At 58.0% G+C, this 24,311-nt stretch carries 24 protein-coding genes and 3 tRNA genes; 13 read left to right on the forward strand and 14 right to left on the reverse strand.

Annotation, left to right across the window (positions count from 1 at the left end; genetic code table 11):
- The first annotated feature begins 71 nt into the window (after positions 1–71).
- Both ACJ8HH_RS04900 and ACJ8HH_RS04905 read left to right on the forward strand, forming a co-directional pair.
- A tRNA-Cys gene (locus ACJ8HH_RS04900) sits at positions 72–145 on the forward strand.
- Positions 146–155: 10 nt separating this feature from the next.
- Positions 156–241: transfer RNA gene (locus ACJ8HH_RS04905), tRNA-Leu, on the forward strand.
- Between the two features lie 177 nt (positions 242–418).
- Here the strand turns inward: ACJ8HH_RS04905 and ACJ8HH_RS04910 are convergent.
- Positions 419–1,759 (reverse strand): anaerobic C4-dicarboxylate transporter, encoded by a 1,341-nt coding sequence (locus tag ACJ8HH_RS04910; protein ID WP_033646470.1) that lies wholly within the window; start codon positions 1,757–1,759, stop codon positions 419–421.
- Positions 1,760–1,990: 231 nt separating this feature from the next.
- Between ACJ8HH_RS04910 and ACJ8HH_RS04915 the strand changes: the two genes are divergently transcribed.
- The 3 genes from ACJ8HH_RS04915 to ACJ8HH_RS04925 all read left to right on the forward strand — a co-directional run bounded on the left by ACJ8HH_RS04915 (position 1,991) and on the right by ACJ8HH_RS04925 (position 3,383).
- The gene (locus tag ACJ8HH_RS04915) at positions 1,991–2,443 is read left to right on the forward strand and encodes a PaaI family thioesterase (RefSeq protein ID WP_033654150.1); all 453 of its coding nucleotides are present in this window, start codon (positions 1,991–1,993) and stop codon (positions 2,441–2,443) included.
- Between the two features lie 141 nt (positions 2,444–2,584).
- On the forward strand, positions 2,585–2,866 hold the full coding sequence (locus ACJ8HH_RS04920; protein WP_060387559.1) for a hypothetical protein: 282 nt from the start codon (positions 2,585–2,587) through the stop codon (positions 2,864–2,866).
- Positions 2,832–3,383, forward strand: a complete 552-nt coding sequence (locus tag ACJ8HH_RS04925; RefSeq protein ID WP_033638004.1) for a hypothetical protein — start codon at positions 2,832–2,834, stop codon at positions 3,381–3,383. Before ACJ8HH_RS04920 ends, ACJ8HH_RS04925 begins: the two co-directional genes overlap by 35 nt.
- 68 nt (positions 3,384–3,451) lie before the next feature.
- On the opposite strand, the gene ACJ8HH_RS04930 is transcribed toward ACJ8HH_RS04925, so the two are convergent.
- The 6 genes from ACJ8HH_RS04930 to ACJ8HH_RS04955 form a co-directional block, all read right to left on the reverse strand.
- Positions 3,452–3,721, reverse strand: coding sequence for a hypothetical protein (locus ACJ8HH_RS04930; RefSeq protein ID WP_033646469.1), 270 nt, complete (start codon positions 3,719–3,721; stop codon positions 3,452–3,454).
- 91 nt (positions 3,722–3,812) lie between these two features.
- Complete coding sequence (locus ACJ8HH_RS04935) at positions 3,813–3,950, reverse strand: hypothetical protein (protein ID WP_162062229.1); 138 nt, start codon at positions 3,948–3,950, stop codon at positions 3,813–3,815.
- 140 nt (positions 3,951–4,090) lie between these two features.
- Complete coding sequence (proP, locus tag ACJ8HH_RS04940) at positions 4,091–5,593, reverse strand: glycine betaine/L-proline transporter ProP (RefSeq protein WP_033646468.1); 1,503 nt, start codon at positions 5,591–5,593, stop codon at positions 4,091–4,093.
- 414 nt (positions 5,594–6,007) lie between these two features.
- Complete coding sequence (locus tag ACJ8HH_RS04945) at positions 6,008–7,375, reverse strand: TolC family protein (protein ID WP_442520216.1); 1,368 nt, start codon at positions 7,373–7,375, stop codon at positions 6,008–6,010.
- A gap of 3 nt (positions 7,376–7,378) precedes the next feature.
- Entirely contained in the window at positions 7,379–9,316 is a 1,938-nt protein-coding gene (locus ACJ8HH_RS04950) for a MacB family efflux pump subunit (RefSeq protein WP_033646466.1), read from the reverse strand.
- Positions 9,313–10,494, reverse strand: a complete 1,182-nt coding sequence (locus ACJ8HH_RS04955) for an efflux RND transporter periplasmic adaptor subunit (protein ID WP_060418754.1) — start codon at positions 10,492–10,494, stop codon at positions 9,313–9,315. Before ACJ8HH_RS04955 ends, ACJ8HH_RS04950 begins: the two co-directional genes overlap by 4 nt.
- Before the next feature lie 247 nt (positions 10,495–10,741).
- On the opposite strand from ACJ8HH_RS04955, the gene cho reads away from it, so the two are divergent.
- The 5 genes from cho (at position 10,742) to ACJ8HH_RS04980 (ending at position 13,112) form a co-directional block, all read left to right on the forward strand.
- Complete coding sequence (cho, locus tag ACJ8HH_RS04960) at positions 10,742–11,590, forward strand: excinuclease Cho (protein WP_039567115.1); 849 nt, start codon at positions 10,742–10,744, stop codon at positions 11,588–11,590.
- A gap of 112 nt (positions 11,591–11,702) precedes the next feature.
- A tRNA-OTHER gene (locus tag ACJ8HH_RS04965) sits at positions 11,703–11,799 on the forward strand.
- Positions 11,800–11,984: 185 nt separating this feature from the next.
- The gene (locus ACJ8HH_RS04970) at positions 11,985–12,284 is read left to right on the forward strand and encodes a sigma-S stabilization anti-adapter protein IraP (protein WP_049195113.1); all 300 of its coding nucleotides are present in this window, start codon (positions 11,985–11,987) and stop codon (positions 12,282–12,284) included.
- Positions 12,285–12,407: 123 nt separating this feature from the next.
- Positions 12,408–12,911 carry a YlaC family protein gene (locus ACJ8HH_RS04975; protein WP_033638009.1) on the forward strand — a complete coding sequence of 168 codons (504 nt, stop codon included), beginning with the start codon at positions 12,408–12,410 and terminating at the stop codon, positions 12,909–12,911.
- A 69-nt stretch (positions 12,912–12,980) separates the two neighbouring features.
- Positions 12,981–13,112 (forward strand): hypothetical protein, encoded by a 132-nt coding sequence (locus tag ACJ8HH_RS04980; RefSeq protein ID WP_015377413.1) that lies wholly within the window; start codon positions 12,981–12,983, stop codon positions 13,110–13,112.
- 62 nt (positions 13,113–13,174) lie between these two features.
- Here the strand turns inward: ACJ8HH_RS04980 and ACJ8HH_RS04985 are convergent, their stop codons facing one another.
- The 5 genes from ACJ8HH_RS04985 to mdoC all read right to left on the reverse strand — a co-directional run bounded on the left by ACJ8HH_RS04985 (position 13,175) and on the right by mdoC (position 18,446).
- On the reverse strand, positions 13,175–13,303 hold the full coding sequence (locus ACJ8HH_RS04985) for a hypothetical protein (protein ID WP_033638010.1): 129 nt from the start codon (positions 13,301–13,303) through the stop codon (positions 13,175–13,177).
- Between the two features lie 249 nt (positions 13,304–13,552).
- Positions 13,553–15,274, reverse strand: a complete 1,722-nt coding sequence (locus tag ACJ8HH_RS04990; protein ID WP_060387562.1) for a potassium/proton antiporter — start codon at positions 15,272–15,274, stop codon at positions 13,553–13,555.
- 283 nt (positions 15,275–15,557) lie between these two features.
- The gene (locus tag ACJ8HH_RS04995; protein WP_033638012.1) at positions 15,558–15,782 is read right to left on the reverse strand and encodes a hypothetical protein; all 225 of its coding nucleotides are present in this window, start codon (positions 15,780–15,782) and stop codon (positions 15,558–15,560) included.
- Positions 15,783–16,084: 302 nt separating this feature from the next.
- Positions 16,085–17,101, reverse strand: a complete 1,017-nt coding sequence (locus ACJ8HH_RS05000; protein WP_060428474.1) for an acyltransferase family protein — start codon at positions 17,099–17,101, stop codon at positions 16,085–16,087.
- Positions 17,102–17,315: 214 nt separating this feature from the next.
- Positions 17,316–18,446 carry a glucans biosynthesis protein MdoC gene (mdoC, locus tag ACJ8HH_RS05005; RefSeq protein ID WP_060428476.1) on the reverse strand — a complete coding sequence of 377 codons (1,131 nt, stop codon included), beginning with the start codon at positions 18,444–18,446 and terminating at the stop codon, positions 17,316–17,318.
- Between the two features lie 268 nt (positions 18,447–18,714).
- On the opposite strand from mdoC, the gene mdoG reads away from it, so the two are divergent.
- From mdoG to ACJ8HH_RS05020, 3 genes are all read left to right on the forward strand, one after another.
- Positions 18,715–20,283: a glucans biosynthesis protein MdoG gene (gene mdoG, locus ACJ8HH_RS05010; protein ID WP_170310366.1), complete on the forward strand. Its 1,569-nt coding sequence runs from the start codon at positions 18,715–18,717 to the stop codon at positions 20,281–20,283.
- Positions 20,276–22,834 carry a glucans biosynthesis glucosyltransferase MdoH gene (mdoH, locus tag ACJ8HH_RS05015; protein WP_033638017.1) on the forward strand — a complete coding sequence of 853 codons (2,559 nt, stop codon included), beginning with the start codon at positions 20,276–20,278 and terminating at the stop codon, positions 22,832–22,834. The genes mdoG and mdoH overlap by 8 nt, the downstream gene beginning before the upstream one ends.
- A 164-nt stretch (positions 22,835–22,998) precedes the next feature.
- The gene (locus ACJ8HH_RS05020) at positions 22,999–23,244 is read left to right on the forward strand and encodes a YceK/YidQ family lipoprotein (protein WP_072264917.1); all 246 of its coding nucleotides are present in this window, start codon (positions 22,999–23,001) and stop codon (positions 23,242–23,244) included.
- A 6-nt stretch (positions 23,245–23,250) separates the two neighbouring features.
- Here ACJ8HH_RS05020 and ACJ8HH_RS05025 read toward each other — a convergent pair whose 3' ends face one another.
- Both ACJ8HH_RS05025 and ACJ8HH_RS05030 read right to left on the reverse strand, forming a co-directional pair.
- A complete protein-coding gene (locus tag ACJ8HH_RS05025; RefSeq protein ID WP_060451460.1) occupies positions 23,251–23,796 on the reverse strand; it encodes a GNAT family N-acetyltransferase in 546 nt (181 codons plus the stop codon).
- Positions 23,797–23,829: 33 nt separating this feature from the next.
- Positions 23,830–24,207, reverse strand: a complete 378-nt coding sequence (locus tag ACJ8HH_RS05030) for a MysB family protein (RefSeq protein WP_033638020.1) — start codon at positions 24,205–24,207, stop codon at positions 23,830–23,832.
- Between the last annotated feature and the right edge of the window lie 104 nt (positions 24,208–24,311).

Genomic DNA, 24,311 nt, shown 5'->3' on the forward strand with positions numbered 1-24,311 from the left:
ATCGCCGATCAAAAGAACAAAACGAAGTGGGTGAATCACCGGCTTTGGCCTGAAAAGGCAAACAGAATAAAGGCGCGTTAACAAAGCGGTTATGTAGCGGATTGCAAATCCGTCCAGTCCGGTTCGACTCCGGAACGCGCCTCCAACTTTCCCGAGCCCGGGTGGTGAAATCGGTAGACACAAGGGATTTAAAATCCCTCGGCTTATGGCTGTGCGGGTTCAAGTCCCGCCCCGGGTACCAGGGAACAAAAATACCGAATAATCAAAGCAATAAGTAGTAATGTCGTAGACCGCCGAGAGGCGGTTTTTTTGTGCCTGAAATTCGCGTTACACCTGTATTCTTCCTTTTTTGTCATACCCCATGCCCATGGATTGTCATCCTGCTTGCAGGGAGCCCCGCAGGGCTCCGCAGTACCAATTATAAGAAACCGAACGCCGCAGCGAGGATCCAGCCGAAGACGCAGGAGACGCTAACGCCGATCAGGCCGGGCAGAATAAAGCTGTGGTTGATCACGAAGCGGCCGATGCGGGTGGTGCCGGAGCGGTCGAACTGGATCGCTGCCAGATCGCTGGGATAGGTTGGCAGAATGTAATAGCCGTAGCAGGCCGGCGCCGAAGCGACGATATAGGCCGGGTTGACGCCGATCGCCAGCGCCACCGGCACCAGTGCCGCCAGCGCGGCGGCCTGCGAGTTGACGAATTTCGACACCAGCAGCAGGATCAGCGCATAGGCCCAGGGGTACTCTTTCACCAGCACGCCCAGGGTGGCTTCGATCTGCGCCAGGTGCGCGCCGAACATGGTTTCCGCCATCCAGGCGACGCCATACACCGCCACGATGGCGATCATGCCGGAGCGGAACACTTCGTTTTTAGAAATAGACGCCGGGTTGGTGCGGGTGATGATGACGATCAGCGCCCCGGCCATCAACATGCACATCTGGATCACCAGGACCATGGAGAGCGGCTTGCCGCCGAAGCTGGGCCGCAGCTCGGAAAATGCCCCCAGCACCGCCACCAGGGCGATGGTAGCGAGGAAAATCCACATGGCGATCCAGTTGCTGCGCGGCAGCACCCGGTCCAGCAAGGTGGCGGCATCGCCATAGACGTAGCGATGGTTTTCCGGCACCGAGATGAATTTCTGGAACTCCGGATCTTTGTCCAGGTCTTTGCCGCGGAACCAGCTGAAGATGCCGATCGCCAGAATGCCGCACAGGGTGGAAGGAATGGTGATCGACAGCAGGTCGAGGAATTCCAGATGGCGGCCATTGAAGGTATAGCTGCTGAGCATCGCCACCAATGAAACGACCGCTACCGAAACCGGGCTGGCGATAATGCCCATCTGCGCGCCGATCGAGCTGGCCGCCATCGGCCGTTCCGGGCGGATGTTATTTTTGATCGCCACGTCATAAATGATCGGCAAGATGGTGTACACCACGTGCCCGGTGCCGCACAGAATAGTGAGAATGCAGGTCACGAACGGTGCGATGATCGAGACGTAGCGCGGGTTGCGCCGCAGCATCCGTTCGGCGATTTGCAGCATCACGTCCAGCCCGCCCGAGGCCTGCAGGGTGGCGGAGGCCGCCACCACCGCGATGATCACCAGCATCACGTCTACCGGCGGTTTGCCGGGCTGCAGGTGAAAGCCGAACACCAGGATCATCAACCCGATACCGCCCAGTAACCCCAGCGCAATGCCGCCCTTGCGCGCCCCATACAGCAGGCATGCCAATATAACCGCTAATTGCAGAAAGAAATCCATGATAGATACGCCTTAATAATGTTGAACTTAACTGCGTTCAGTTTCCGGCGGCGGTTACAACAGAAAGTTGTTTTAAATCTAAAGGCGCTAAAAAATTGTGGTTATTAACGCTAAAGAGTGATGGTGCTCACACTCAGTGAATCAAGGGGGAAGAAGCCACCAGCACGAAAAAGCAAACCAACAGGTCAGACCTCTACTATATGAAAGGTTTACTGATCCGAGGAGAAAACCATGGACCCGACAAAAATGACCGGGCTGGCGCTGTTACAGGCTGCAATGGCCGGCAAGATCCCAGCGGCCTCGATCGCTGAAACCGTGCCCATGAAGCCGGTTGCGGTGGAAGAAGGGTATATCCGCATCGTGGCGCGGGCAGACGGGCGCCATCTGAATCCGCTGGGTGGCGTACATGGCGGCTTTGCCGCCACGGTATTGGACTCGGTGACCGGTTGCGCGGTGCACAGTACGCTGGGCGCAGGCGTAGGTTACGGCACCGTCGATCTGCAGGTAAAAATGCTGCGCCCTGTGCCGAAGGAGAGTGACCTGATCGCCGAGGGGCGTCTGGTCTATGCGGCGAAGAACGTCGCTTTCGCTGAAGGCACGCTCAAAACGGCGGAAGGGAAGCTGCTGGCTTCGGCAACCGCCACTTGTTTTATCATTCGCCCCACCGAACAAGCACCGCAATAACCTGCTCGTTATCGGGCTTCGGGCTATCAACCCGGGGCCCGATGCATTTCTCTTCGGCTGCATAGATTGCTACGCTACGATGACAGGCGCGATACGCCATTGTGGTCTAGTATTCTTGGGTAAAAATTTATCGGAGTGATTATGCAGCCGTATAAAGAGGTTGAGTTTGATCATGAGCTTTGTCTGGCGATCGGCAAAGCCGTATTAGACGTGGTGTCGCAGGGGGAGGAAACCAGCGCTCCGGCGGTGATGAACGCGATTGAGCGATCGGTGGAACAGGGGTTGAATGACGACGAAACGGCCATCGCCGACGACGCCCTGGATTTGATGGCTCGTCTCGTCCACGGCTTCAGCTTCATAAATCTAGCGGATGAAGAGGATACTTCCCATGCATTGGTTGAATTTCAAACGCTACAAGAGTGACGTTGCCAAACAGGCCGTGCCGCCGCATTTGAATGCGGCTGAATTTGCGCGGCATTACGCCGACAAGCCGCAAGCCGATACGGAAGAGTATCTTTCGCTGAGCGGGGAGATGTGCTGGGATGCGGTGGTGCTGTGCGCCCACCGTTCAGGCGCGCTTAGCAAGGCGAAATACAAGCAGCTGTGGCAGACGGTATTCGATAAGCAATACAAACATTTCGTCAGCCCTGACGATACCGAGATCCGCACCATGGCCGATATGTTGCGCGCGCCGCAGGGATGTTTTATCGGCATATTTTCCCTGCGTGACGCGACGGCGCCCCGTTTGCTGCATGCCATGATCGGCACCGGTGCAGGCTTTGCCGCCGGCAATAAAAATCTTTGCATCGGCGTGGGGGGCGCGGTCGGCTGGGAAAATCTCAATCTGGCGCGCGATCTGCGCTGGCAGCCGGAAGGCGGTTTTTTACGCCAGGGCGACAACGAAGTGCTGCGCATTTTTTACCGGCCTTTCCCCGCCTGAGCCGGTTCGCCCGCTTTTAGAGTAAAAAAAACCGCCGTCTGGCGGTTTTTTGTTGGCGGGTATCCCCCTTATTTGAACCCGCCGTTGCGAATGAATTCGAGACCGGCGGCAGTGATCCGCGTTTGATGCGGGTCGATATCATAGTTGTTCTCGTCGATGTCGCTCATCACATAGGCCTGTATCAGGCCCTTGGTTTTGAGATAGGCGAAGGGATCGGCGAAGGCGTGCGGGCTGGTGGCGTCTTGTTTCCACAGTTCATAGGTTTTTTCATCCAGCGTGCCGGGGTGATTGGCGGCCAGCCGGGTCAGGATCTGATTGTAGAACGCATAGTCGGTCATGATGCGGTCCTCTTTATCGCGAGCGACAGTCTCGGAAAATGGCGGTAAGGCCTTTCAATCATAGCCGATGTTTTCCGCCGTCGGCATGGGGTTAGCCGCGTTGGCTTTCAATCCAGTGGAACAGACGTGAAATGCTCAAGGTGATATCACCGATGTTGAAGAGTGCGCCAAGCCACAGGGCGAGCATAACCAGGATGCCGATGATGATGGAAAGGTCCATCGTGCTCATGATTATGTTCTTCATTAATAAAGGTGTGCGGCAAAGCGTGCCACCAATCCCGCTTGCCATAAAATGCGCTGCGCATTATTCCTTTTGAAATCAAAGTAAAAAAGCCACCCAAACGGGTGGCTTTTGTGTTTTCGCGCCGATCAATCCAGCTTGGGATGCTGGTCGATCAGGATCTGCTTTTTCTTTTCCAATTCGGCGATCTGCGCGTTGATGTCCTCGACTTTCTGTTCGATGTTGTCGTAGGTCTCCTGCAGCAGCTCTTTCGCTTCTGAGCGGTCCGAAGCGGCCGGCGTCGCGCCGCGCAGCGGCTTGTTGGCGGTTTCTTTCATGTACAGACCTGTGATAAGACCGATCACCGCCACAACCATCAGGTAGTAGGCCGGCATGTACAGGTTGCCGGTCGCTTCGACCAGCCAGGCGGCGGCGGTCGGCGTCGCACCGGCGATCAGCACCGAAATGTTGAACGAAATCGCCAGCGCGCTGTAACGGATGTGCGTCGGGAACATCGCCGGCAAAATCGAGGCCATCACCCCGGTGAAGGAGTTGAGCAGCACCGCCAGCACCAGCAGACCGACGAAGATCAGGCCAATCACGTTGCTGTTGATCAGAATGAAGCACGGGATCGCCAGCGCCAACAGGCCGATGCTGCCGCCGATAATGAACGGCTTACGGCCGATGCGGTCGCTGGTCAGGCCGATTACCGGCTGTACGAACAGCATGCCGATCATGATGGCGATGATGATCAGAACGCCGTGATCTTCCGAGTAGTGCAGGTTATGCGACAGGTAGCTCGGCATGTAGGTCAGCAGCATGTAATAGGTCACGTTGGTGGAGATGACGATACCGACGCACACCAGCAAACTTTTCCAGTGTTTGGCCGCGATCTCTTTGAACGAGGTTTTCGGCGGATTTTCGATGGCGTTGCGGTCATCTTTTTCCATCTTGTCCACGTGCTGCTGGAACGCCGGGGTTTCTTCCAGCGCATGGCGCAGATAGAGACCGATCAGGCCCAGCGGTGCGGCGATGAAGAACGGGATACGCCAGCCCCAGTCGAGGAAGTTGGCTTCGCCGACGATGCTGGAGATCAGCACCACCACGCCTGCGCCCATCACAAAGCCGGCGATGGAGCCGAAGTCCAGCCAGCTGCCCATAAAGCCGCGTTTGCGGTCCGGCGAGTATTCGGCGACGAAGATCGCCGCACCGGAATATTCACCGCCGACGGAGAAGCCCTGCGCCAGCTTGGCCAGCAGCAGCAGGATCGGTGCCCAGATACCGATCGACGCATAGGACGGGATCAGGCCGATACAGAAGGTGCTGACCGCCATGATGATAATGGTCACCGAGAGCACCTTTTGGCGACCGAACTTATCGCCCATGGCGCCGAAGAACAGGCCGCCGAGCGGACGCACCAGGAAGGGTACGGAGAAGGTCGCCAGCGCGGCGATCATTTGCACGCCGGGAGAGGCGCCGGGGAAGAAGACCTGGCCAAGCGCATAGGCGACAAAGCCGTATACGCCGAAGTCGAACCACTCCATCGCGTTGCCCAGGGCTGCTGCGGTGATCGCCTTCTTGAGTTTGCTGTCATCGATGATGGTGATGTCGCTAATGTGCATCGGTTTATGTCGTTTTTTTCTTAACTTCATATAATCATCCCTTAATGAATTATTCGTTGTTCGTGAAAGCGTAATCTCCGTTCACTGTTGTTTTCGAGTTATCAAATCGGCTAATCGAATCGCGGTTCAAGACGATTCATTATCCACATTTAAGATGGGATGTGGATCACAAAATATCGTCGTTTATGCCAAGGTTATGTCATTTAGGTGACTAATTATTTTGCATCTATAGCTTAACGTTATATCTTGCGCCGATCAAATCCAGCAGTTTAACTTAAGTGTTTGCACTGATTTGGTGCGAGAATGGTCTAATAATTGTGCAATTTGACGGTTTTTCGTCTGATTGACCATGTTTGAAGTATAGAGAGTGCGGGAGATAAAACAGGAAAAATTGATGTGTTTGCCGCTTAAAATCTACCTGGCCGGATGGCCAGGCAGTTTGGATTAGGGGGCCGATGAACCGCCGAATTCCAGATAGATTTTCGCCAGGTTCTGGTACTGCGCGAAGCGGTTTTCGTCCACCGCCAGCTCCGCCTGACGGCGCTGCTCCTGAGCATTCAGCCAATCGGTAATGGTGACAGCGCCCTGCCGGTAACGCACCTCGTTCAGCCGCTCCGATTTGCGCGCCAGCGCCAGCGAGGCCTGCAGCTGCGTCTCTTGCGCCAGCAGCTGCGCACGCAGCGACAGGGCGTTATTCACATCGCCCATCGCCTTGTACAGCGCCTGCCTGAATTCCAGCACCTGCTGTTCGTAGTCGTTACGGGCGATCTTGATATCCACCCCCATTTGCCGCCACTGCAGGAACGGCAGCGTCAGGCCGGCACCGAGGCTGCCCGTCGGGTTGCGCAGGAACTCCAGCAGTGCGCTGCTGCTGGCGCCCAGCGAGCCGGTCAGGCTGAACGCGGGATAGTACTGCAGACGTTTCTCGTCGACGTTGGCCAGGGCGGCGCGCAACCGCAGCTCTTTGGCGCTGAGATCCGGGCGCCGGCTCAAGACGCTGGCGGGAATGCCGGTGTTGATCTGCGGCATCGCCGTCGTCGGCAGGCGTGCGGGCGCGATAGTGGCCTGGCCTGTAGGCGCGCCCAGCAGCACCGCCTGTTCATTCAGCGCCTGTTGACGATCGTGTTGCAACGCCAGTAGCCGGCTTTCCTGCGTCAGCACGTTTTGTTCCGCGTTCACCACGTCCAGCGCCGAGATGCTGCCGGCCCGGTAGCGGGCGTTGGCCAGCCGCAGCGTCTGTTTGGCGTAGGCGATGCTCGCCTGGCTGACGCCGATCTGCTGATTGAGGAAGCCGATGCGCCAGTAATTCGTGGCGGCGTTGGCCAGCAGCGTCAGGCGCGCCGTCTGCAGATCCTGCTCGGAAGTCTGGCTGGCCCACTCGGCGGCATCGCGCTGGCGCGCCAGTTTGCCCCAAAGGTCGACTTCATAGCTCGTAGAGAGCGTCGCGCTGCTGGTTTTATTCCAGGCGGAGGACTCCGACAGCGGGCGATTGATGCCGCTGTTCAACGAGGCGTTGACGTCGGGCGCGGTGCTGATGCCGACGCGTTCCGCCTCGAGCCGCGCACGGTAGACGCGCAGCACGGCGACGGCTAGATCGTTGTTGCTGGCCATCACCTGTTGCAGCCAGCGATCGAGCTCGGGATCGTGGAAATCGCGCCAGTCGAACGGCGTCGGCGCGGCGTTGTTGGCGGCGTGCTGCCAGCTCGTCGGATAGTTGACCTGCGGCGCCCGGTAGTCGCTTTTCAGGGCATTGCCGCAGCCGGCGGTGAGCAGGGCGGCGAGGCTTAACGCCAGGGGAGATAAAATTTTCATGGGTTACTCGCTGGCCAATGAAACGACCGGATCCATCCTTGCCGCTTTGCGGGCGGGGAGATAACCGAAGATCATGCCGATTAAGGTTGAACAGAAAAACGCCGTCGCGGCGGCTTGCCAGGAATAGATGGCGGTGAACATGCCGCCCGCCAGCGAGGTGAACAGCGACCCGGCGGCGAACGACAGTGCGATGCCCAATGCGCCGCCGATCAAACAGACCAGCACCGCCTCGATCATGAACTGTTGCATGATGTCGCCGCGCCTTGCGCCGACCGCCATGCGCACGCCGATCTCATGGGTGCGCTCGGTCACCGAGACCAGCATGATGTTCATCACGCCCAGGCTGCCGATCACCAGCGAGATCGAGGCCACCATCAGGATCAGCAAACTGAGCGTCATCGAGGTGCGCTCGATCGATTTACGGAACTGATCGCGGTTGAACGTCATGAAATCTTTTACGCCATGGCGCTGAGTCAGCAACTGCGTGATGGCGCTGACGGCGGCTTCGCTGGCGACGTCATCCTTCAAGCGCACGGTGATGCCGCTGAGCGTGGTTTTGCCGACCATACGGTACATCACCGTGCTGTAGGGCATCCAGACGCTGATGCGGTTGGGCGCGTAGCTGTGTTCGCTTTTGGCGACGCCGACCACCCGTGCCGGCACCGAGCCGAGAAACACGATCTGTCCGAGCGGCTCGACGCCGAAATCGCCGAACAGCGCCTGGCGCGCATTGTCGTCGATGATCACTTCCTGCAGCGCGTTGCGATCGTCGCGGAAGGTGGCGCCTTGCACCAGCGTGATGCCGTTGACGCGGAAATAGTCGCGGCCGACGCCGGTGATTGACGCAGTGGCGGATTTGCTGCGAAAACGGATGCTGTCGGACGCGCTGACCTCCGGGCTGACGCTGTCGACGAAGCTTTGCTGCGCCAGCGCGTCGGCATCGGCCGGCACCAGGGTGCGGATGCTGTCGATGGCGTCGTCGAAGAAGTCACGCCCCGGATAGATGCTCACCACGTTGGTGCCGAGCCCCTTGATATTCTCCAGCGTGCGCTGTTTGGCGCCTTCGCCCAGCGCGACTACCGTGACCACGGCGGCGATGCCGAAGATAATGCCGGTCATGGTCAACGCGGTGCGCAGGCGGTGGGCGTTCATCGCCTTCAGCGCCATGTGCAGCGACTCGCGGGTGCGGTCGATAAGACTTTGCCAGCCGCTTTGCCGGCTGCGGTTCGGCGGCGGTAGCGCGACGGCGGGTGCCGATTGGCGGCCGCTGTCAGCGATGATTTTGCCGTCTTGCAGTTCGATGACGCGCTGCGCATGTTGCGCCACTTTCATATCGTGGGTGACGATCACCACGGTGTGGCCGCGTTGGTTCAGCTCGCTGAGGATCGCCAGCACTTCCTGGCCGGATTGGGTGTCCAGCGCGCCGGTCGGTTCGTCCGCCAGGATAATTTCGCCGCCGTTGATCAGCGAGCGCGCGATGCTGACGCGCTGCTGCTGGCCGCCGGAAAGCTGGCCGGGCTTGTGGTCTTCGCGCCCCTCCAGGCCCAACCGCGCCAGCAGTTGCGCCGCTCGCTGCCGCCGCTGATCGCGCCGGGCGTTGGCGTAGATGGCCGGAATTTCAACGTTGCCCAGCGCGCTGAGATCGGGCATCAGGTGGTAACGCTGGAAGATAAAGCCGATATGCTCGCGGCGCAGGCGGGCCAGTTCGTCCGGCGACAGGTGGGCGGCGTTCTGGCCGCTGATGTAGTAGTCGCCGCGATCCGGCACATCGAGGCAGCCCATGATGTTCATCAGCGTCGATTTGCCGGAACCGGAGGCGCCGATGATCGCCACCAGTTCGCCGGCGGCGATGGTCAAATCGATGTCTTTCAACACCGTCAGCGCCTGGCCGCCGTTGGTGTAGGTTCGGCTGATGCCTTTTAGCTCGATGATCGCGTTCACAGGAAGATGCCATCCTCAGCCGGCTTGGCGGCGGGCTGCGACAGCACCACGGTTTCACCGGCTTTCAGGCCGCTGAGGATCTGAATGTCGACGTTGTTGGTGATGCCGGTGGTCACTTTGCGCGTTTCCAGCCGCTGGTCTTGGGTCAGCACCTGCACCTGCTGCTCTTTGCCATCGATTTTATGCACTGCCTGGATCGGCACCAGCAGGGTGTGCTTCGCTTCGCCGAGCAGCAAGGACACCTGCGCGGTCATGGCGATGCGCAGGCGGTTTTCCGGGTTGGGCACGTCCAGCAGCGCGTTGTAATAGACCGACGCGTTCGAGGTGCCGGAACCGGAGGCGGAGCTGGTGCCGGCGAGCGAGTCGTCTTTCATTACCGATTCCGGTGCCAGTTCGATGGTGCGCAGCGTGGCGTCGTAGCGTTTATCCGGGTCGGAGAAAATGGTGAAGTACGCCTTTTGCCCCGGTGAAATGCGGGTGATGTCGGCTTCGGAGATCTGCGCCTTGATGGTCATCATATCCAGCCGCGCCAGCTTGACGATGGTCGGCGCGCTTTGGCTGGAGTTGACCGTTTGCCCCTGCTGCGTAACCACGGCGATTACGATTCCGTCCATCGGCGCGACCACGCGGGTATAGCCCAGATCGATTTTTTTCTTGTCGACTTCAATCTGCGCCTGCACCAGGCGGGCATTGAGCGAAAGCTGCTCGGCGCGGGTGGTGGCGAGCGTGGCTTCGGCGGTTTCGAAGTCCTCCCGCGAGCTGGCTTCGTCGTTCAGCATGCGGCGCTGGCGTTTGAAACGCGACTCGGCCTGTTTCAGCTGCGCCTGTTTGGCCTGCAGTTCGGCCTTGATGACGTTCAGCGCCGCCTCGGCGTTGCGCAGATCGTTGCGCTGTTGCAGATCGTCGATGTCGGCGATCGGTTGCCCTTTGGTGACGCGATCGCCCAGTTTGACCTTCAGCGATTTCACTTCACCGGAGACCCGCGCCCCGACGTTAACGCGTTCGACGGCATCCAGTCGCCCGGTGGCCAGCACGGCGTTCTCGATATCGCCCAGGCGGGCCGTTGCGGTAACGTAATCCTGCTGCGGCGGGCGTTGCCAATAGAGGGCCAGCGCGATGGCGACGCAGATGAAAATGATGACGGCGATCAGCGTCAGACGACGGGGTGTGAGTTTCAGTGAAGTCATGCCCAGGTTTTCCATAACGATAAAAGCGGCGGTTCCAGTCTGCCATCATGGCAGCGCCAGCTTGAACTGGCGCTAAACGTGAGGCGCTTTCCCGCTGGAAAGGGGATAGTAAAGGCTTTCCCGCTAAAGATCACGAGATCACGGCGAGTTATTATCCTTCGGGGTGCAACCGGCTGTGTGGCGCGTTATACTGGCTAAAAAACCAGTATTCATTCATCAGCAGGATAACGCCGCCGCCATGATGCCAAACCGCCTCGAGCCGGAACTCGACATTTACCAATACCCGGAGCACCTGCGCGCCTGTCTGGCGCCGTTGCCCAAGGGGCCGGGCGTCTATCTGTTCCACGGCGAGAGCGAAAGCCTGCCGCTTTACATCGGTAAAAGCGTCAACGTACGCAGCCGGGTGATGGCGCATTTTCGCGCGCAGGACGAGGCGAAAATGCTGCGCCAAACCCGGCGCATCAGCTTTATCGAGACCGCCGGCGAGTTGGGCGCATTGCTGCTGGAGGCGCAGTTGATCAAGCAGCAACAACCGTTGTTCAACAAACGCCTGCGGCGCTCGAAACAGCTGTGTGCGCTGCGTCTGCAGGCGGATACGGTGACGATTGCCCACGCCAAAGAGATCGATTTCGCCGTCACTCCCCACCTCTACGGGCTGTTTGCCAATCGCCATGCCGCGCTGGAAAAACTGCGCGCCATCGCCGACGAGCATCGTTTATGTTATGGCAAGCTGGGGATCGACAAGCTGCCCGCGGGGCGAGCCTGCTTCCGCTACAGCCTGCGCAAGTGCGCCGGCGCCTGCTGCGGCGTGGAGTCGGCGCAGGAACATGCGCAGCGGCTCGGTGCGGCGCTTGAACAGCTGCGCATCGCCTGTTGGCCATTCGCCGGGCGCGTGGCGTTGGAAGAACAGGGCGAGACGCTGCGTCAGTACCATGTGATTCACAATTGGTTTTATCTGGGCTCGGTCAGCAGCCTGGCGCAGGCGCAGCGGCTGCAGAGTGCGGCCAGCCATTTTGACAGCGATGGCTACAAGATTTTGTGCAAGCCGCTCATGGCCGGCGATTATCGGATTATTGAGCTGCCGTAATGCCATAACGCTGGCGATAGCCTAAGACTTATCTGTAAATTCAGCGCATTATGCTAAAAAAGCTTGAGTCCATAATGTTGTTATGGATAATGGCGCCCCGAAGCGAAGGAACGCGCTATTAACTCAGTTGGCAGAGTGATTGGTTTTATAATGGCTTGTTTTGGCTTGAAAATTGATAGACGCGGGTTCGAGTCCTGCATAGCGCGCCAGCTTTCTTCCCTTCATCTCACCGCGCTTACCGTAAAGCGCACCCGGGTTGATTTGCACTATCGGCTCCTCGTTGGGATTTTCGGGTGTGCTTTACCGTAACCGCTGGCTTTCCTTCCTCTTTCTCTTTCGATCCTTTGCTAAACTGTAATCAGGCAGGCTTGCTGCCCGGCAACAGGAGGTCGATATGTCTCACTCCGAGCAACTGCAGGAACTCTTGCACCGCGTCGCCGCCCTCGAGGCGAGAGAGAAAGCGCTGAGCGCCGCGTCCAACGCTTATCAGGCGATTATCACCACCATGTTGGGCAATATGGAGAAGACCGAACGCGATCGGATCATCGCGATGATCGATCAGGCCCATGAAATCGCCTACGCCCGCGCCATTCAACGCAGCAACGAACCGCAAAAGCAGAAAATCAAACAGGCCGACGATGTGGCCCAGCGCATGTTCATGTTTGCGCAAGGCAAGGCTGCCCAGCCGCGCTGAAACCGAACTATAACAGTTGCAGCCATTAAGTTGGCTAACTGATCTACCTGGCGAAACTGTACTTGTGTTACTTTTAGCGGTGAGATTTGATGGCAATGCTGTTTCCAGCATAAGGTTGTAACGATGGACGCGATTAAAAGCATCTTGGTTAAAGAGATTGAACAGATCAATCGGCGCGAAGGGCGTGACGGCAAGCCGCGCTTCAACAGCGAATTCGCTCGCACTCACCGCTATCTGTGCCTTGCCATGTTCGCCGGTTATTTCGCGGTGATCGCCGTGATGTACCAGGTGCCGTACATGGGGATATATGCTTTCCTGGGCTTCACCGCTTTTGTGCTGTTCATGTTCGCCATGCTGCTGATCGAGATCCGGCCGGTATACCGCTTCGAGGACATCGGGGTGCTCGATCTGCGGGTTTGCTACAACGGCGAGTGGTACTTTACCCGCGCGCTGTCGCCCTATGCGGTGCAGCAACTGCTGGAGGAGCCGTCCATCGGCGCCGCGCTGAAACAGAAGATGCGCGTGATCATCGGCAACAAGGGCGAAATCGACTTCTACGACGTGTACGACATGGCCTACGGAAAAAAGCCGCAGGATGAGCAGCCGCAGCTGGCGGCGGCAAACTGAAAGGTTTCCGGCCGGCGGCTTGTCGATTATACTCAGCGTTTGAACGCGAAGCAGAATGAGGATCAAGCGATGAGTGATGATATTTTCGATTTTGATATCGATGCCGAACTGGCGAAAGCCGAAGAAAAAGCGGCGCAGAAGGTAAAAGAGGTCCCTGAGTTCCTCGAAGACGAAGCGGACTGCGAAGGTTGCAAGATCTGATCGCCTGCCCCATAAAAAAAACCGCCGCGGCGGTTTTTTTTATGTCTGAGCGTCGTGGGGCGTCAATCCAGCACGAATCCCCAGATCAGCAACGTCGCCACCAGAATCAGGCAAAGCGCGGACACCGTCACCAGTATTTTCCCCAGAATGTCTTTTTCTTGTTCCTGCTGCGTCACGTTGAAATTATCCAATTAAAAGTCTATGGACCAAACCGGCGATGCTGAGATCGAGCGCCGCTACGCCCAGCGCCATAAGCATCATTACCGAAAGAAATCGAGTCTTGCCGTTCACGTCCTTAATCCCTGTGGACGCCGCTGTTAAGTTTTTATATCAAAGGGATATAATTCAGCGACGCCCTATTTCATGCATCATGATAGTGATTAAGAACGTTCTTAAGGCCAGAAGTTCCCTCGTCTGATAACGCAGCCGGTGCGGCAGCGTCAGTCGGTTACGATCCGCACGCCTATCTTGCTGACTTGATTGCCGTCCATTTCGGCGATGGTCCAGGTCAGGCCGTCCCATTCCACCTGGTCGCCGATCACCGGTTCGCCGCCGATCAGCTGAATGACGAACTGGCCCAGCGTCTGCTGCTCGTCCACGTCGTCTTGCAGATTGAGGCCATAAAGCTGCGAGATGTCGCTTAAACGGGCATCCGACTGCAGGATAAAGTCGCCGAAGAAGCGCTCGTCGAGCGTCACGGCCGGCGCCTGGCTGAACAGTTTGCCGAGGATGGGCAGGTCGTGCTCATGGCCGATAACGCACAGAATATCGTTCTCCCGCAGGCGGGTACTGCCGCTTGGGTGCAGCAGTTCTTTGCCGCGGAACAGGGCGGCGATGCGGGTATTGGGTGGCATTTTCAGCTCCCGCAGCGCCGCACCGACGCACCAGTTTTCCGCCGAAAGCTGATACACGAACTGTTCCCACTGGTTTTCCGGATGTACGTCCAGCCCAACGCGGGAGATCGGCGTCAGCGCCGGCGGCACGATCACCTTGGCTTTTTTGGCGGCAAACGACAGCGTGGTGCCTTGCAGCAGCAGGGAGACCAGCACCACGAAAAACGCCACGTTGAAAAACAGCTGGGCGTTGGGCAGCCCGGCCATCATCGGGAACACCGCCAGGATCACCGGCACCGCGCCGCGCAGGCCGACCCAAGAAATAAAGCCGCGCTCGCGCAGGGTAAAGCTGCGGAACGGCAGCAGGCCGATAAACACCGACAGCGGACGGGCGAACAGGATCATCCACAGCGACAGCAGCAGGGCAGGGATGGCGATCGGCAGCAGCTCGTGCGGGTTGAGCAGCAGGCCAAGCACCAGGAACATGCCGATCTGGCTGAGCCACGCCAGGCCGTCGAAGGTTTGTACGATGCCGTGCCGGTTGCGGATCGGCCGGTTGCCCAGCAGCAGGCCGCACAGATACACCGCCAGAATGCCGCTGCCGTCCAGCGCGGTGGTCAGCGCAAAAATAAGAATGCCGCCGCTCACCGCCAGCAGCGGATAGAGGCCGTCCGCCAGTTTGATGTGGTTGATCAGCGTCAGCAGCAGCCAGCCGCCGCCCAGACCGAAGACGATGCCCATGCCGAACTGCTGCATCAGATGCAGCGGGAAGGTCCAGCTCAGCGCGGTTTCTCCGGCGGCGATCATCGCAATCAGCGTGATGGTGAGAAACACCGCCATCGGATCGTTGCTGCCGGATTCTATCTCCAGCGTGGCGCTGACGCGTTCGTTCAACCCTTTGCCGCCCAGCAGCGAGAAGACCGCGGCGGCGTCGGTGGAACCGATGATGGCGCCGATCAGCAGCCCCTGTAGCAGATCGAGGTTGAACAGCCAGGCGGCTGCCATGCCGGTCAGACCGGCGGTGATCACCACGCCGATGGTGGCGAGAGACAGCGCCGGCCACAGGGCGACGCGGAAAGAGCTGACCCGGGTACGCATGCCGCCGTCGAGCAGGATCACCGCCAACGCGAGGTTGCTGACCAGATAAGCGACGGGGTAATTGCTGAAGACGATGCCGCCGGGGCCATCGACGCCGGCCAACATGCCGATCGCCAGGAAGATCACCAGGATCGGAATGCCGAGCCGGGAAGAAAATGAGCTGAGCAGAATGCTTGCCCCCACCAGCACGGCACCGATGACGAACAAACTGTTAATGGTGCTGGCATCCAAAATATCGCTCTCCTGAGGCTGGGGGATAGGGGGCACTGCGAGTGTGTCGATGATAACGTGTTTAGTGGGTAAAACGCCAAGGCTGATTGCGAAAACAACCGATCAATTATTGCCCTTTGGTGTGATTAAACGAAGAAAGTGAGGAGAAGAGGGAGACTCCTGCCTTTTATCCAACATTATCAGGCTGCTGTATTTCTGCTTCGGCAACAATGTTCGATCGTGGCTGAGGGAAAAACCATTAAGCCCGCGCAGGCAGGCTTAATGGTTTGCAGGCGCGGTAGGATTAATGATCGAGCGATTCCAGCGCCCGTTTGATCAGCTCGGAGGCCAGCTTGCTTTCCGCTTCGGAAATGCCGTCGAGATTGAAGTTGGAGAGCTCAGCGACCAGAATGCTGCGTTCTTTGCCGCTGATCGAAGCGTCCAGCGCGGACAGCAGCCTGCCGAGGATCTTCAGCAGGGTGGCGTTTTCCGCTATGGCTTCCTGAGCCGGGGTGTTCTTGTCGGTCATTCAAAATCCTCTCTGTCGTGACGGAAGGGAGATGCAGCTAACGCCATCGAATGAATTAAACGATCGCGCAGCCCTTCGGGGGTGTTGAGCCCAATCACTACCGTAAGGCAGGGATCCGGATTTCTACTTATGCATTGCAGTTATAACGGCTAGGTTATCTATGCAGCCGTATCACTTTGCCCTAACGGGCGACGTCAGGCTGAGCAATGTGTGCTCTGCATGGCAAGAGAGATGGCGCAACCGCAAGGTTGCGCCATCAAGTATAGCGTCGGGAGGAAAATGTGAAGGCGGCGGAACCGCCCTCAGGAGATTTTTTCTTTTCGCAGACGGTTATTGAAGCGAGGACGATCCAAGAGAAAAGTAAGGTGCAGACGCTGTATCAGCGCATAGGCGATAACAGGGGCGATCAGCCCGAATAGCGTGCCGGCGATCGCTTGTGTTGGCCAATGGCTGATATGCATAAATTTGGTCAGTATGATGCGTAAGCCGCTGGCCGCGAGGATATGCATCAAATAGATGACCATGCTCAATTCGCCGAGTCGTCTCAGCCAGGAAAGATTCGTCTTGGCCAGCAGAACCGACAGGCTGACGATCAAGAAGATGGCTTCAACCGCCAGTAACAGGGAGAAACTGCCGGTATCGGTATACAGCAAGCCAGAATAGCCGTGGAATCCCCACTGCAGCGCGATGAACGCGATCAAGGAGGCCAGCAGCGAACCGAAACCCAGATTGGCGATGAGGGAAGCGTAGCGAATGGCAAAAGCGCCAAGCAGGAAGAAGATCAAGAATCGGGTAATGTAATCAAAATGGAAGGCTTTGGTTAGGCTGTCTTGGTAGAGATACAGCCCCGCGCTGATAACGATCAATACCGGCAGGAGATAACGGTATTTTTCTTTGCTGTACAGCAAGGTGGCCAAAACAAAGACCATGAACAAGGCGTACAGGAACCAAAACTGCGCGCGTGGATGCGTAAACAGCGACAGGACATCGCCCAGGCTGGAAGGGTTATTGGTATAGCGCGACAACAGTACTTCCACCATGCCTTGCAGTAGCGACCAGACAACATAGGGATAAACGATGGTGTCTATCTTGCTGATCAAAAAGCTGGTTTTTCCCTTTTTATCCAAGGATTGCGTAAAAAATAGACCGGAAAGGAAGAAAAACAGCGGCATATGAAAACTGTAGATAATGCTGTCCGTCAGTAGATAGGATGAACCGGAAAGCTGAATGCCCGCGCTGTATAGACCCCGATTAACGTGGCCAAAAACCACGAGAATGATGCCGATTCCCTTGGCATAATCGACCCATGCTTCTCTCATATGTGTACCTAGCCCAGAAGTAACGCAACTGATTTATAAGTATGAATATGAGCGTAACAGGCAGTTGCCGTTTTGCAATGTATCCCGGGGATTAGGAATAATATTAGGAAAATGCTCAGGGCAGCTACCGCCGCGCCGAGGTAGTGAGGCGTATTATCATTGATGAGGTTAATTTCTGGATGAAAAATCATCACCCAGAAATGGGGTGGGAAGCCTAACGCGGCTTGCCGGAGAACAGGAAGCGCAGCAGCGGAACGCGTTTGTGCAGTTCATATAACGCGAAGGCCAGCGAGAACACAAACAGCAGGCCCAGCAAGAATCCCAACAGGTTGTTGCCGATATAAGGCGTCACGAAAGCGCCATATATCAGGGTCAACGGATGGTGCACCAGATATATAAACAGCGAAGCGTTGACCAGATAGGTGATGCGCGGCGAGTGATAATTCAGCAGGTTATGCCCGAAAGAGAACGCCACGTTGGTCATCAGGATCCCCATTAGGGTTTTGATCACCACTTCCAGCTCGAACATATAGCTGCTGTGCGCCAGCAGCTTTTGGTTCAGCATATATGCGATAAACAGCAGCAGCGAACCGAGCAGCGCCAGCGGTGAGCGGCGCAGAAAAATCTCCTTAAGCCACACATACTTAAACGCATAAGCGCCGAGGATGAAGAACGGCAGGTAGAACATCGTCTCCATCACCACGAAATTGAACAGGCCGTTGGATAATAGCTGCGGTACAAAAATTAAAATAATGCGGTGCGCGGCCGAATAGCATATCGCATAAATAAAGAAATACAGTGAGATGTTTCCTAATCCACGCATTCTGTTTATTAATGCAGGAATATGTTCACGGGGTTGACGCTTGATGTTGCGGAACAGATAAAAGCAGGCGCAGGTTAACAATGACAGGGTCAATAAGAACCAAAGATGAGACACCAATTCCCAAACTGTTACATTTATTTTCTGATAGAGAGAAAACTCATCCCAGCCGTTTAATTTATCGGTGAAATATTTCAGCATGAAAAACTGCGGCACCGTGATTAGCGGGATGGAACTCAACAGCGGGATCGCCACCCGCTCCAGCCTGACCTTCAGCCACTGGTGGCGCTCGTAGCGCTCGTAAAGCATGTAGGAGAAGTAGCCGGAGATCACGAAGAACACCTGCATGCGGAAGGCGTGGATGAAGTCGTTCAGCACCGTGAGCGAGAAAGAGGGCGACGGGCTGTTCACCGCCCAGGCGTGGCTGGAATAGATCAGTGAGAGGTGAAACGGGATGCCGAGCAACATCAAATAGGCTCTGATGGAGTCGAGAAAAAACTCGCGCTGTTTGCTGCCTTTAGTCATAGATTACCGCTGGTGATTTAATCGAGAGTTCATTAACACGCTTAACACGCTTAATAAGTCGTCAAACGTTAAATTGTTATCCGGAACCCTACTATAGCCCCCCGCATTTTTCCATAGCGTCTTGTTGCGCGGCTTGCTACGCTGGTGTTCCATCAGCTGCTTAAACAATGAGCCGTAAACATGAACCATCCATTTATCATGTTGTCGGAAAGCTGAGTAATCCATTAATATGGATTTAAATGATTTGAGCACACGAATAGGGGGGGATGTGCTAGTTAATATATTATCCGGACAACCACGCGCCGCGAGCGTTCGTTGGTTAGGTGCTACCGTATTGTTCACGCTGTTCAGTTCGCCGGCATGGGCCTTTTCTATTGATGATGTGGCCAAGCAGGCGCAGGACCTGGCGGCGAAAGGTTTCGAAGCCCCGAAGAGCAACCTTCCTTCTCAGTTCCGCGAGATGAAGTTCGCAGACTATCAGCAGATTCAGTTCAATCACGATAAAGCCTATTGGAGCAAGCTGAAAACCCCTTTCAAGCTTGAGTTTTATCATCAGGGGATGTACTTCGACACGCCGGTGAAAATCAATGAAGTCACCTCCACCAGCGTAAAACAGATCAAGTACAGCCCGGATTACTTCAACTTCGGTTCGGTCAAACACGACCCTGAATCGGTGAAAAATCTCGGTTTTGCCGGCTTTAAGGTGCTCTACCCGGTCAACAGCGCCGACAAAAACGATGAGATCATGAGCCTGCTTGGCGCGAGCTATTTCCGCGTGGTGGGTAAAGGGCAGGTTTACGGGCTTTCCGCTCGCGGCCTGGCCATCGATACCGCTTTGCCGTCCGGCGAAGAGTTCCCGCGTTTCCGCGAATTCTGGGTTGAGCGTCCGAAGCAGGGCGACAAGCACCTGGTGATCTATGCGCTGCTGGATTCCCCGCGCGCCACCGGCGCTTACCGTTTCACGGTGATCCCGGGCCGCGACACCACCGTGGACGTCGAGTCCAAAGTGTTCCTGCGCGACAAGGTGGGCAAACTGGGCCTGGCGCCGCTGACCAGCATGTTCCTGTTCGGGCCGAACCAGCCGTCGCCGACGTTGAACTACCGTCCGGCGTTGCACGACTCCAACGGCCTGTCTATCCATGCCGGCAACGGCGAGTGGATCTGGCGCCCGCTGAACAATCCTAAACACCTGTCCGTCAGCACCTATACCGTCGAGAATCCGAAAGGCTTCGGTCTGCTGCAGCGCGGCCGCAACTTCAAAGAATATGAAGATCTGGACGATCGTTACGATCTGCGCCCGAGCGCCTGGATTGAACCGAAGGGCGACTGGGGCAAAGGCAAGGTTGAGCTGGTGGAGATCCCGACGGCGGATGAAACCAACGACAACATCGTCGCGTTCTGGACGCCGGATACGCTGCCGGAAGCCAAAAAGCCGCTGACGCTGAGCTACCGGCTGAACTTCACCCGCGATGAAGACAAACTGCATTCGCAGGACATCGCCTATGTGGCCCGCACCATGCGTTCGACCGGTGACGTGAAGCAGTCCAACCTGATTCGCGAGCCAGACGGCAGCGTGGCCTTCCTGGTCGACTTCGTCGGCCCGGTGCTGAAAGGGCTGGACGCCAATACCCCGGTCGCCTCTCAGATCAGCATCGGCGACAACGGTGAAATGGTAGAAAACAACGTCCGCTATAACCCAGTGACCAAAGGCTGGCGCCTGACGGTGCGTCTGAAAGTGAAAGACGACAAGAAGCCGGTAGAAATGCGCGCGGCGCTGGTCAATGGCGATAAGACTCTGTCGGAAACCTGGAGCTATCAGCTACCTGCCAATGAATAAGCCTACTCAACCCGCCCAGGATTATCTTGCGGCGCTGCCTCTGACCGCCGAGCGGTCGGAGGCGCTCAACCCTCAAACGGCGGATGACGCTCAGGCACTGGAGGCGCTCCATCGGCAGATGGGCGCCGCCGACGCCAACGTCAATAGCCTGTCGGCGGATGACGTGGCGCTGGCCTCGGTCAAACCGCGTATCGAAAACGCCTGGCCGGATGCGGTCAGCGATGACGACTTCGATACCGACGCCGAAGGGCGCGCCATTCTGAAGGCGACGCCGCCGATCAAACGAACCACCATGTTCCCGGAAGCCTGGCGCACCAACCCGGTGGCGCGCTTCTGGGATTCTCTGCTGGGGCGTTCGCCGCACAACCGGCACGCCACCAAAGAGGAGGCCGAGGCCGAGAACCGCTGGCGTACCGTCGGCTCCATGCGCCGTTATGTGCTGCTGGTGCTGATGCTGGTGCAAACCGGCATCGCCACCTGGTACATGAAAACCATCTTGCCTTATCAGGGCTGGGCGCTGATCGATCCTATCGCCATGCTGGATCAGGATCTGATGCAGTCGGTGCTGCAGCTGCTGCCATATGTGCTGCAAACCGGCATTCTGATCCTGTTCGCCGTACTGTTCTGCTGGGTCTCGGCCGGTTTCTGGACCGCGCTGATGGGCTTCCTGCAGCTGCTGATCGGCAAGGACAAATACAGCATTTCCTCCACCATCAAGGGCGATGAGCCGATCAATCCGGCGCACCGCACCGCGCTGATCATGCCGATCTGCAACGAAGACGTCGAACGCGTTTTCGCCGGCCTGCGTGCGACCTATGAGTCCGTCGCCGCGACCGGTCAGCTGGAACACTTCGATATCTACGTCTTGAGCGACAGCTACGATCCGGACATCTGCGTGGCGGAGCAAAAGGCGTGGATGGAGCTGTGCCGCGATGTCGACGGCCACGGCCGCATCTTCTATCGCCGTCGCCGCCGCCGCGTCAAACGCAAGAGCGGCAACATCGACGACTTCTGCCGTCGTTGGGGCGGTGAGTACAGCTACATGGTGATCCTGGATGCCGACAGCGTGATGAGCGGCGAATGCCTCACCGGGCTGGTGCGTCTGATGGAAGCCAACCCGAACGCCGGCATCATCCAGTCCGCGCCGAAGGCGTCCGGCATGGATACCCTGTATGCGCGCGTGCAGCAGTTCGCTACCCGCGTTTACGGGCCGCTGTTTACCGCCGGCCTGCATTTCTGGCAGTTGGGCGAGTCGCACTACTGGGGCCATAACGCCATCATCCGCGTGAAGCCGTTTATCGAGCACTGTGCGCTGGCGCCGCTGCCGGGCGAGGGCTCCTTCGCCGGTTCAATCTTGTCGCATGACTTCGTTGAAGCGGCACTGATGCGCCGCGCTGGCTGGGGCGTGTGGATCGCTTACGATCTGCCGGGCAGTTACGAAGAGCTGCCGCCAAACCTGCTGGACGAGCTGAAACGCGACCGTCGCTGGTGCCACGGCAACCTGATGAACTTCCGCCTGTTCCTGGTGAAGGGCATGCACCCGGTGCACCGCGCGGTGTTCCTCACCGGCGTGATGTCCTACCTGTCGGCGCCGCTGTGGTTCATGTTCCTGGCGCTCTCCACCGCGTTGCAGGTGGTGCACACCCTGATGGAACCGCAATACTTCCTGCAGCCGCGGCAGTTGTTCCCGGTCTGGCCGCAGTGGCGGCCCGAGCTGGCGATAGCGCTGTTCTCCACCACGCTGGTGCTGTTGTTCCTGCCGAAGCTGCTCAGCATCGTGCTGATCTGGGCCAAGGGCGCGAAAGAGTACGGCGGGGCGTTCCGGCTGTTCATTTCGATGCTGATGGAAATGCTGTTCTCGGTGCTGCTGGCACCGGTGCGCATGCTGTTCCATACCGTGTTCGTGGTGAGCGCCTTCCTCGGTTGGGAAGTGGTGTGGAATTCGCCGCAGCGTGACGACGACGATACGCCGTGGGGCGAAGCCTTCCGCCGCCATGGCTCGCAGATGTTGCTGGGCCTGGTGTGGGCCGGCGGCATGGCGTGGTTGGATCTGCGCTTCCTGTGGTGGTTGGCGCCGATCGTGTTCTCGCTGATCCTGTCGCCGTTCGTGTCGGTGCTGTCGAGCCGCGCGACGCTGGGCATGAAGAGCAAACGCGCCAAGCTGTTCCTGATCCCGGAAGAGTACAACCCGCCGCGTGAGCTGTTGGCGACGGAAGAATACCTGCATCTCAACCGCAATCGCGCGCTGACCAACGGCTTTATGCATGCGGTGGTCAACCCGTCCTTCAACGCGCTGGCGACGGCGTTGGCGACGGCGCGTCACCATCTGCGCGCGACGCTCGATCGCAACCGCGAGGAGCGGGTGAACGAAGCGCTGCAGCTGGGGCCGGAGAAGCTGGCGAAGGGCAAACGTCTGGAGCTACTGAGCGATCCGGTCACGCTGGCTCGTTTGCACCAGCGCGTCTGGCTGTTGCCGGAAGGCGCCGCCTGGCGTGAGCACTATCAGCAGTTGCCGCACAACCCGCTGGCGCACCCAACGGGCCGGCGTTAATCGCTGAACGGCAACGCCCAGACGGGGAATGCGCATGGCGCATTCCCCGTTTTTTTTACCTTTTGCTTACGTGCGTCGGTGCCGGCGGAGAAAGGGAACTGTGGTAGACTGCGGCCGATGCGTTGTTCACTCGCGAAACAACCCCCTTGCTCAGAGTCAATGTCGTGAATCTCTCTTCCTACCTTCGGCTGGCCTGCGTGGCGGCCGGCGTGATGGCCCTGACCGGCTGCGGCAGCATTATCAGCCGCACCGTGCCCGGCGCGGGGCATGGCCACCAGTACTATCCCGGCGTGCAGTGGGATCTGCGCGATACGCCCTGGCGTTACGTCACGGTGATAGACGTGCCGCTGTCGATGGTGGTGGACACCTTTATGCTGCCGCTCGATGCCCAGCACGGCCCCTATGAATAAACCCGCTCAGCGGGTGGTGAACACCACCAACTGATAGCCTTTCTGCCCGCAATGGAAAGGCGCCAGCGCCGTCATGCCCAGCCCTTGCACGTGAGCGGCCAACGAATGCGGATTGTCGTCGTCGATAAACAGCGCGCCCACGTCGTAGTCATGGCTGGTGTGCGCTTTGACCGCGGCGTAAAGGCGCTTCAGCACGCCTTTGCCGCGCCAGGCGGCGGCGAGGCAGACCGGGCCGTAGAGAAACACCTGTAGTTCATTCAGCGCGCGTCCGGCGAAGGATTGCGTGGCGAGCGTCGCCAGCATCGCGTCCACCACCGGCGGGTGCGGTTGCACGTTGGCGGGCATCAGGCAAACAAAGCCTGCCAGTTGGTTTTCCTGTTCAGCCACTAGTATGCCGATGCCGCGGTTGATCGCCGCCAGCTGCGCCTCATTCATGCGCGATACGATAAATCCCTGCCGTTTTTGGCGCTCGTCGAGCGCTTCCGGCACGTTTTCCCCCTGCAGCTGCAAAATGGCGGGGTAGTCGGTGGGGCGAGCCCGGCGAATATTCATGCTGCCTCCTTGGCGATGAGTGCGTAGTGCGGGTTAACGTTCATCCCATTCATCGGCCGCGGCCTGGCCTTCTTCGGTATCCAGCGGCGGCTCGAGTTGGAAGTCGCCTTCTTCCCATTCGTACAGGGTGTTTTCATCTATCCACTCGGCGGTGATCTCCACCTCGTCGTAGTCACCGTCGAAGATTGCCTGCGCCGCCGCACCGCTGCGCAGCGGCAGGCACTCCACCGCTTCGCCTTCTTCCTCGAAGAACTCGGCCTGCCACATCGTGTCGCCATCCTGCATCACGTACTTTTGCAGATTGAACTGCTGCGGCACCGGCGGTTCGTCATCGCCGCCGCCTTCGGCGGTGTCGATAAACTCTTCGCGTGCGGCCTCGATGGCTTCTTCCAGGGTTGCATACAGGCTCATGTTCGCCTCCGTTGACAATGAGAGTAGAGCGCCCGGCGGCACTGCCGGTGCGGTGGGGGAAACGTCAAACCTAATTGTTGTCTCACTGGCGCAGGATGCAAATT

It is taken from the genome of Serratia sp. CY32780, from assembly GCF_052169135.1.
Taxonomy (GTDB): Bacteria; Pseudomonadota; Gammaproteobacteria; order Enterobacterales; family Enterobacteriaceae; genus Serratia; species Serratia sarumanii.

Coding starts and splice junctions, on each gene's coding strand:
- ACJ8HH_RS04975 (WP_033638009.1), top strand. CDS start 12,408: ATGGACGCGATTAAAAGCATCTTGGTTAAAGAGATTGAACAGATCAAT.
- mdoC (WP_060428476.1), bottom strand. CDS start 18,446: ATGACTAAAGGCAGCAAACAGCGCGAGTTTTTTCTCGACTCCATCAGA.
- cho (WP_039567115.1), top strand. CDS start 10,742: ATGATGCCAAACCGCCTCGAGCCGGAACTCGACATTTACCAATACCCG.
- proP (WP_033646468.1), bottom strand. CDS start 5,593: ATGAAGTTAAGAAAAAAACGACATAAACCGATGCACATTAGCGACATC.
- ACJ8HH_RS04930 (WP_033646469.1), bottom strand. CDS start 3,721: ATGACCGACTATGCGTTCTACAATCAGATCCTGACCCGGCTGGCCGCC.
- ACJ8HH_RS04980 (WP_015377413.1), top strand. CDS start 12,981: ATGAGTGATGATATTTTCGATTTTGATATCGATGCCGAACTGGCGAAA.
- mdoH (WP_033638017.1), top strand. CDS start 20,276: ATGAATAAGCCTACTCAACCCGCCCAGGATTATCTTGCGGCGCTGCCT.
- ACJ8HH_RS05000 (WP_060428474.1), bottom strand. CDS start 17,101: ATGAGAGAAGCATGGGTCGATTATGCCAAGGGAATCGGCATCATTCTC.
- ACJ8HH_RS05025 (WP_060451460.1), bottom strand. CDS start 23,796: ATGAATATTCGCCGGGCTCGCCCCACCGACTACCCCGCCATTTTGCAG.
- ACJ8HH_RS04945 (WP_442520216.1), bottom strand. CDS start 7,375: ATGAAAATTTTATCTCCCCTGGCGTTAAGCCTCGCCGCCCTGCTCACC.
- ACJ8HH_RS04920 (WP_060387559.1), top strand. CDS start 2,585: ATGCAGCCGTATAAAGAGGTTGAGTTTGATCATGAGCTTTGTCTGGCG.
- ACJ8HH_RS04910 (WP_033646470.1), bottom strand. CDS start 1,759: ATGGATTTCTTTCTGCAATTAGCGGTTATATTGGCATGCCTGCTGTAT.
- ACJ8HH_RS04995 (WP_033638012.1), bottom strand. CDS start 15,782: ATGACCGACAAGAACACCCCGGCTCAGGAAGCCATAGCGGAAAACGCC.
- ACJ8HH_RS04970 (WP_049195113.1), top strand. CDS start 11,985: ATGTCTCACTCCGAGCAACTGCAGGAACTCTTGCACCGCGTCGCCGCC.
- ACJ8HH_RS05030 (WP_033638020.1), bottom strand. CDS start 24,207: ATGAGCCTGTATGCAACCCTGGAAGAAGCCATCGAGGCCGCACGCGAA.
- ACJ8HH_RS04925 (WP_033638004.1), top strand. CDS start 2,832: ATGCATTGGTTGAATTTCAAACGCTACAAGAGTGACGTTGCCAAACAG.
- ACJ8HH_RS04935 (WP_162062229.1), bottom strand. CDS start 3,950: ATGAGCACGATGGACCTTTCCATCATCATCGGCATCCTGGTTATGCTC.
- ACJ8HH_RS04915 (WP_033654150.1), top strand. CDS start 1,991: ATGGACCCGACAAAAATGACCGGGCTGGCGCTGTTACAGGCTGCAATG.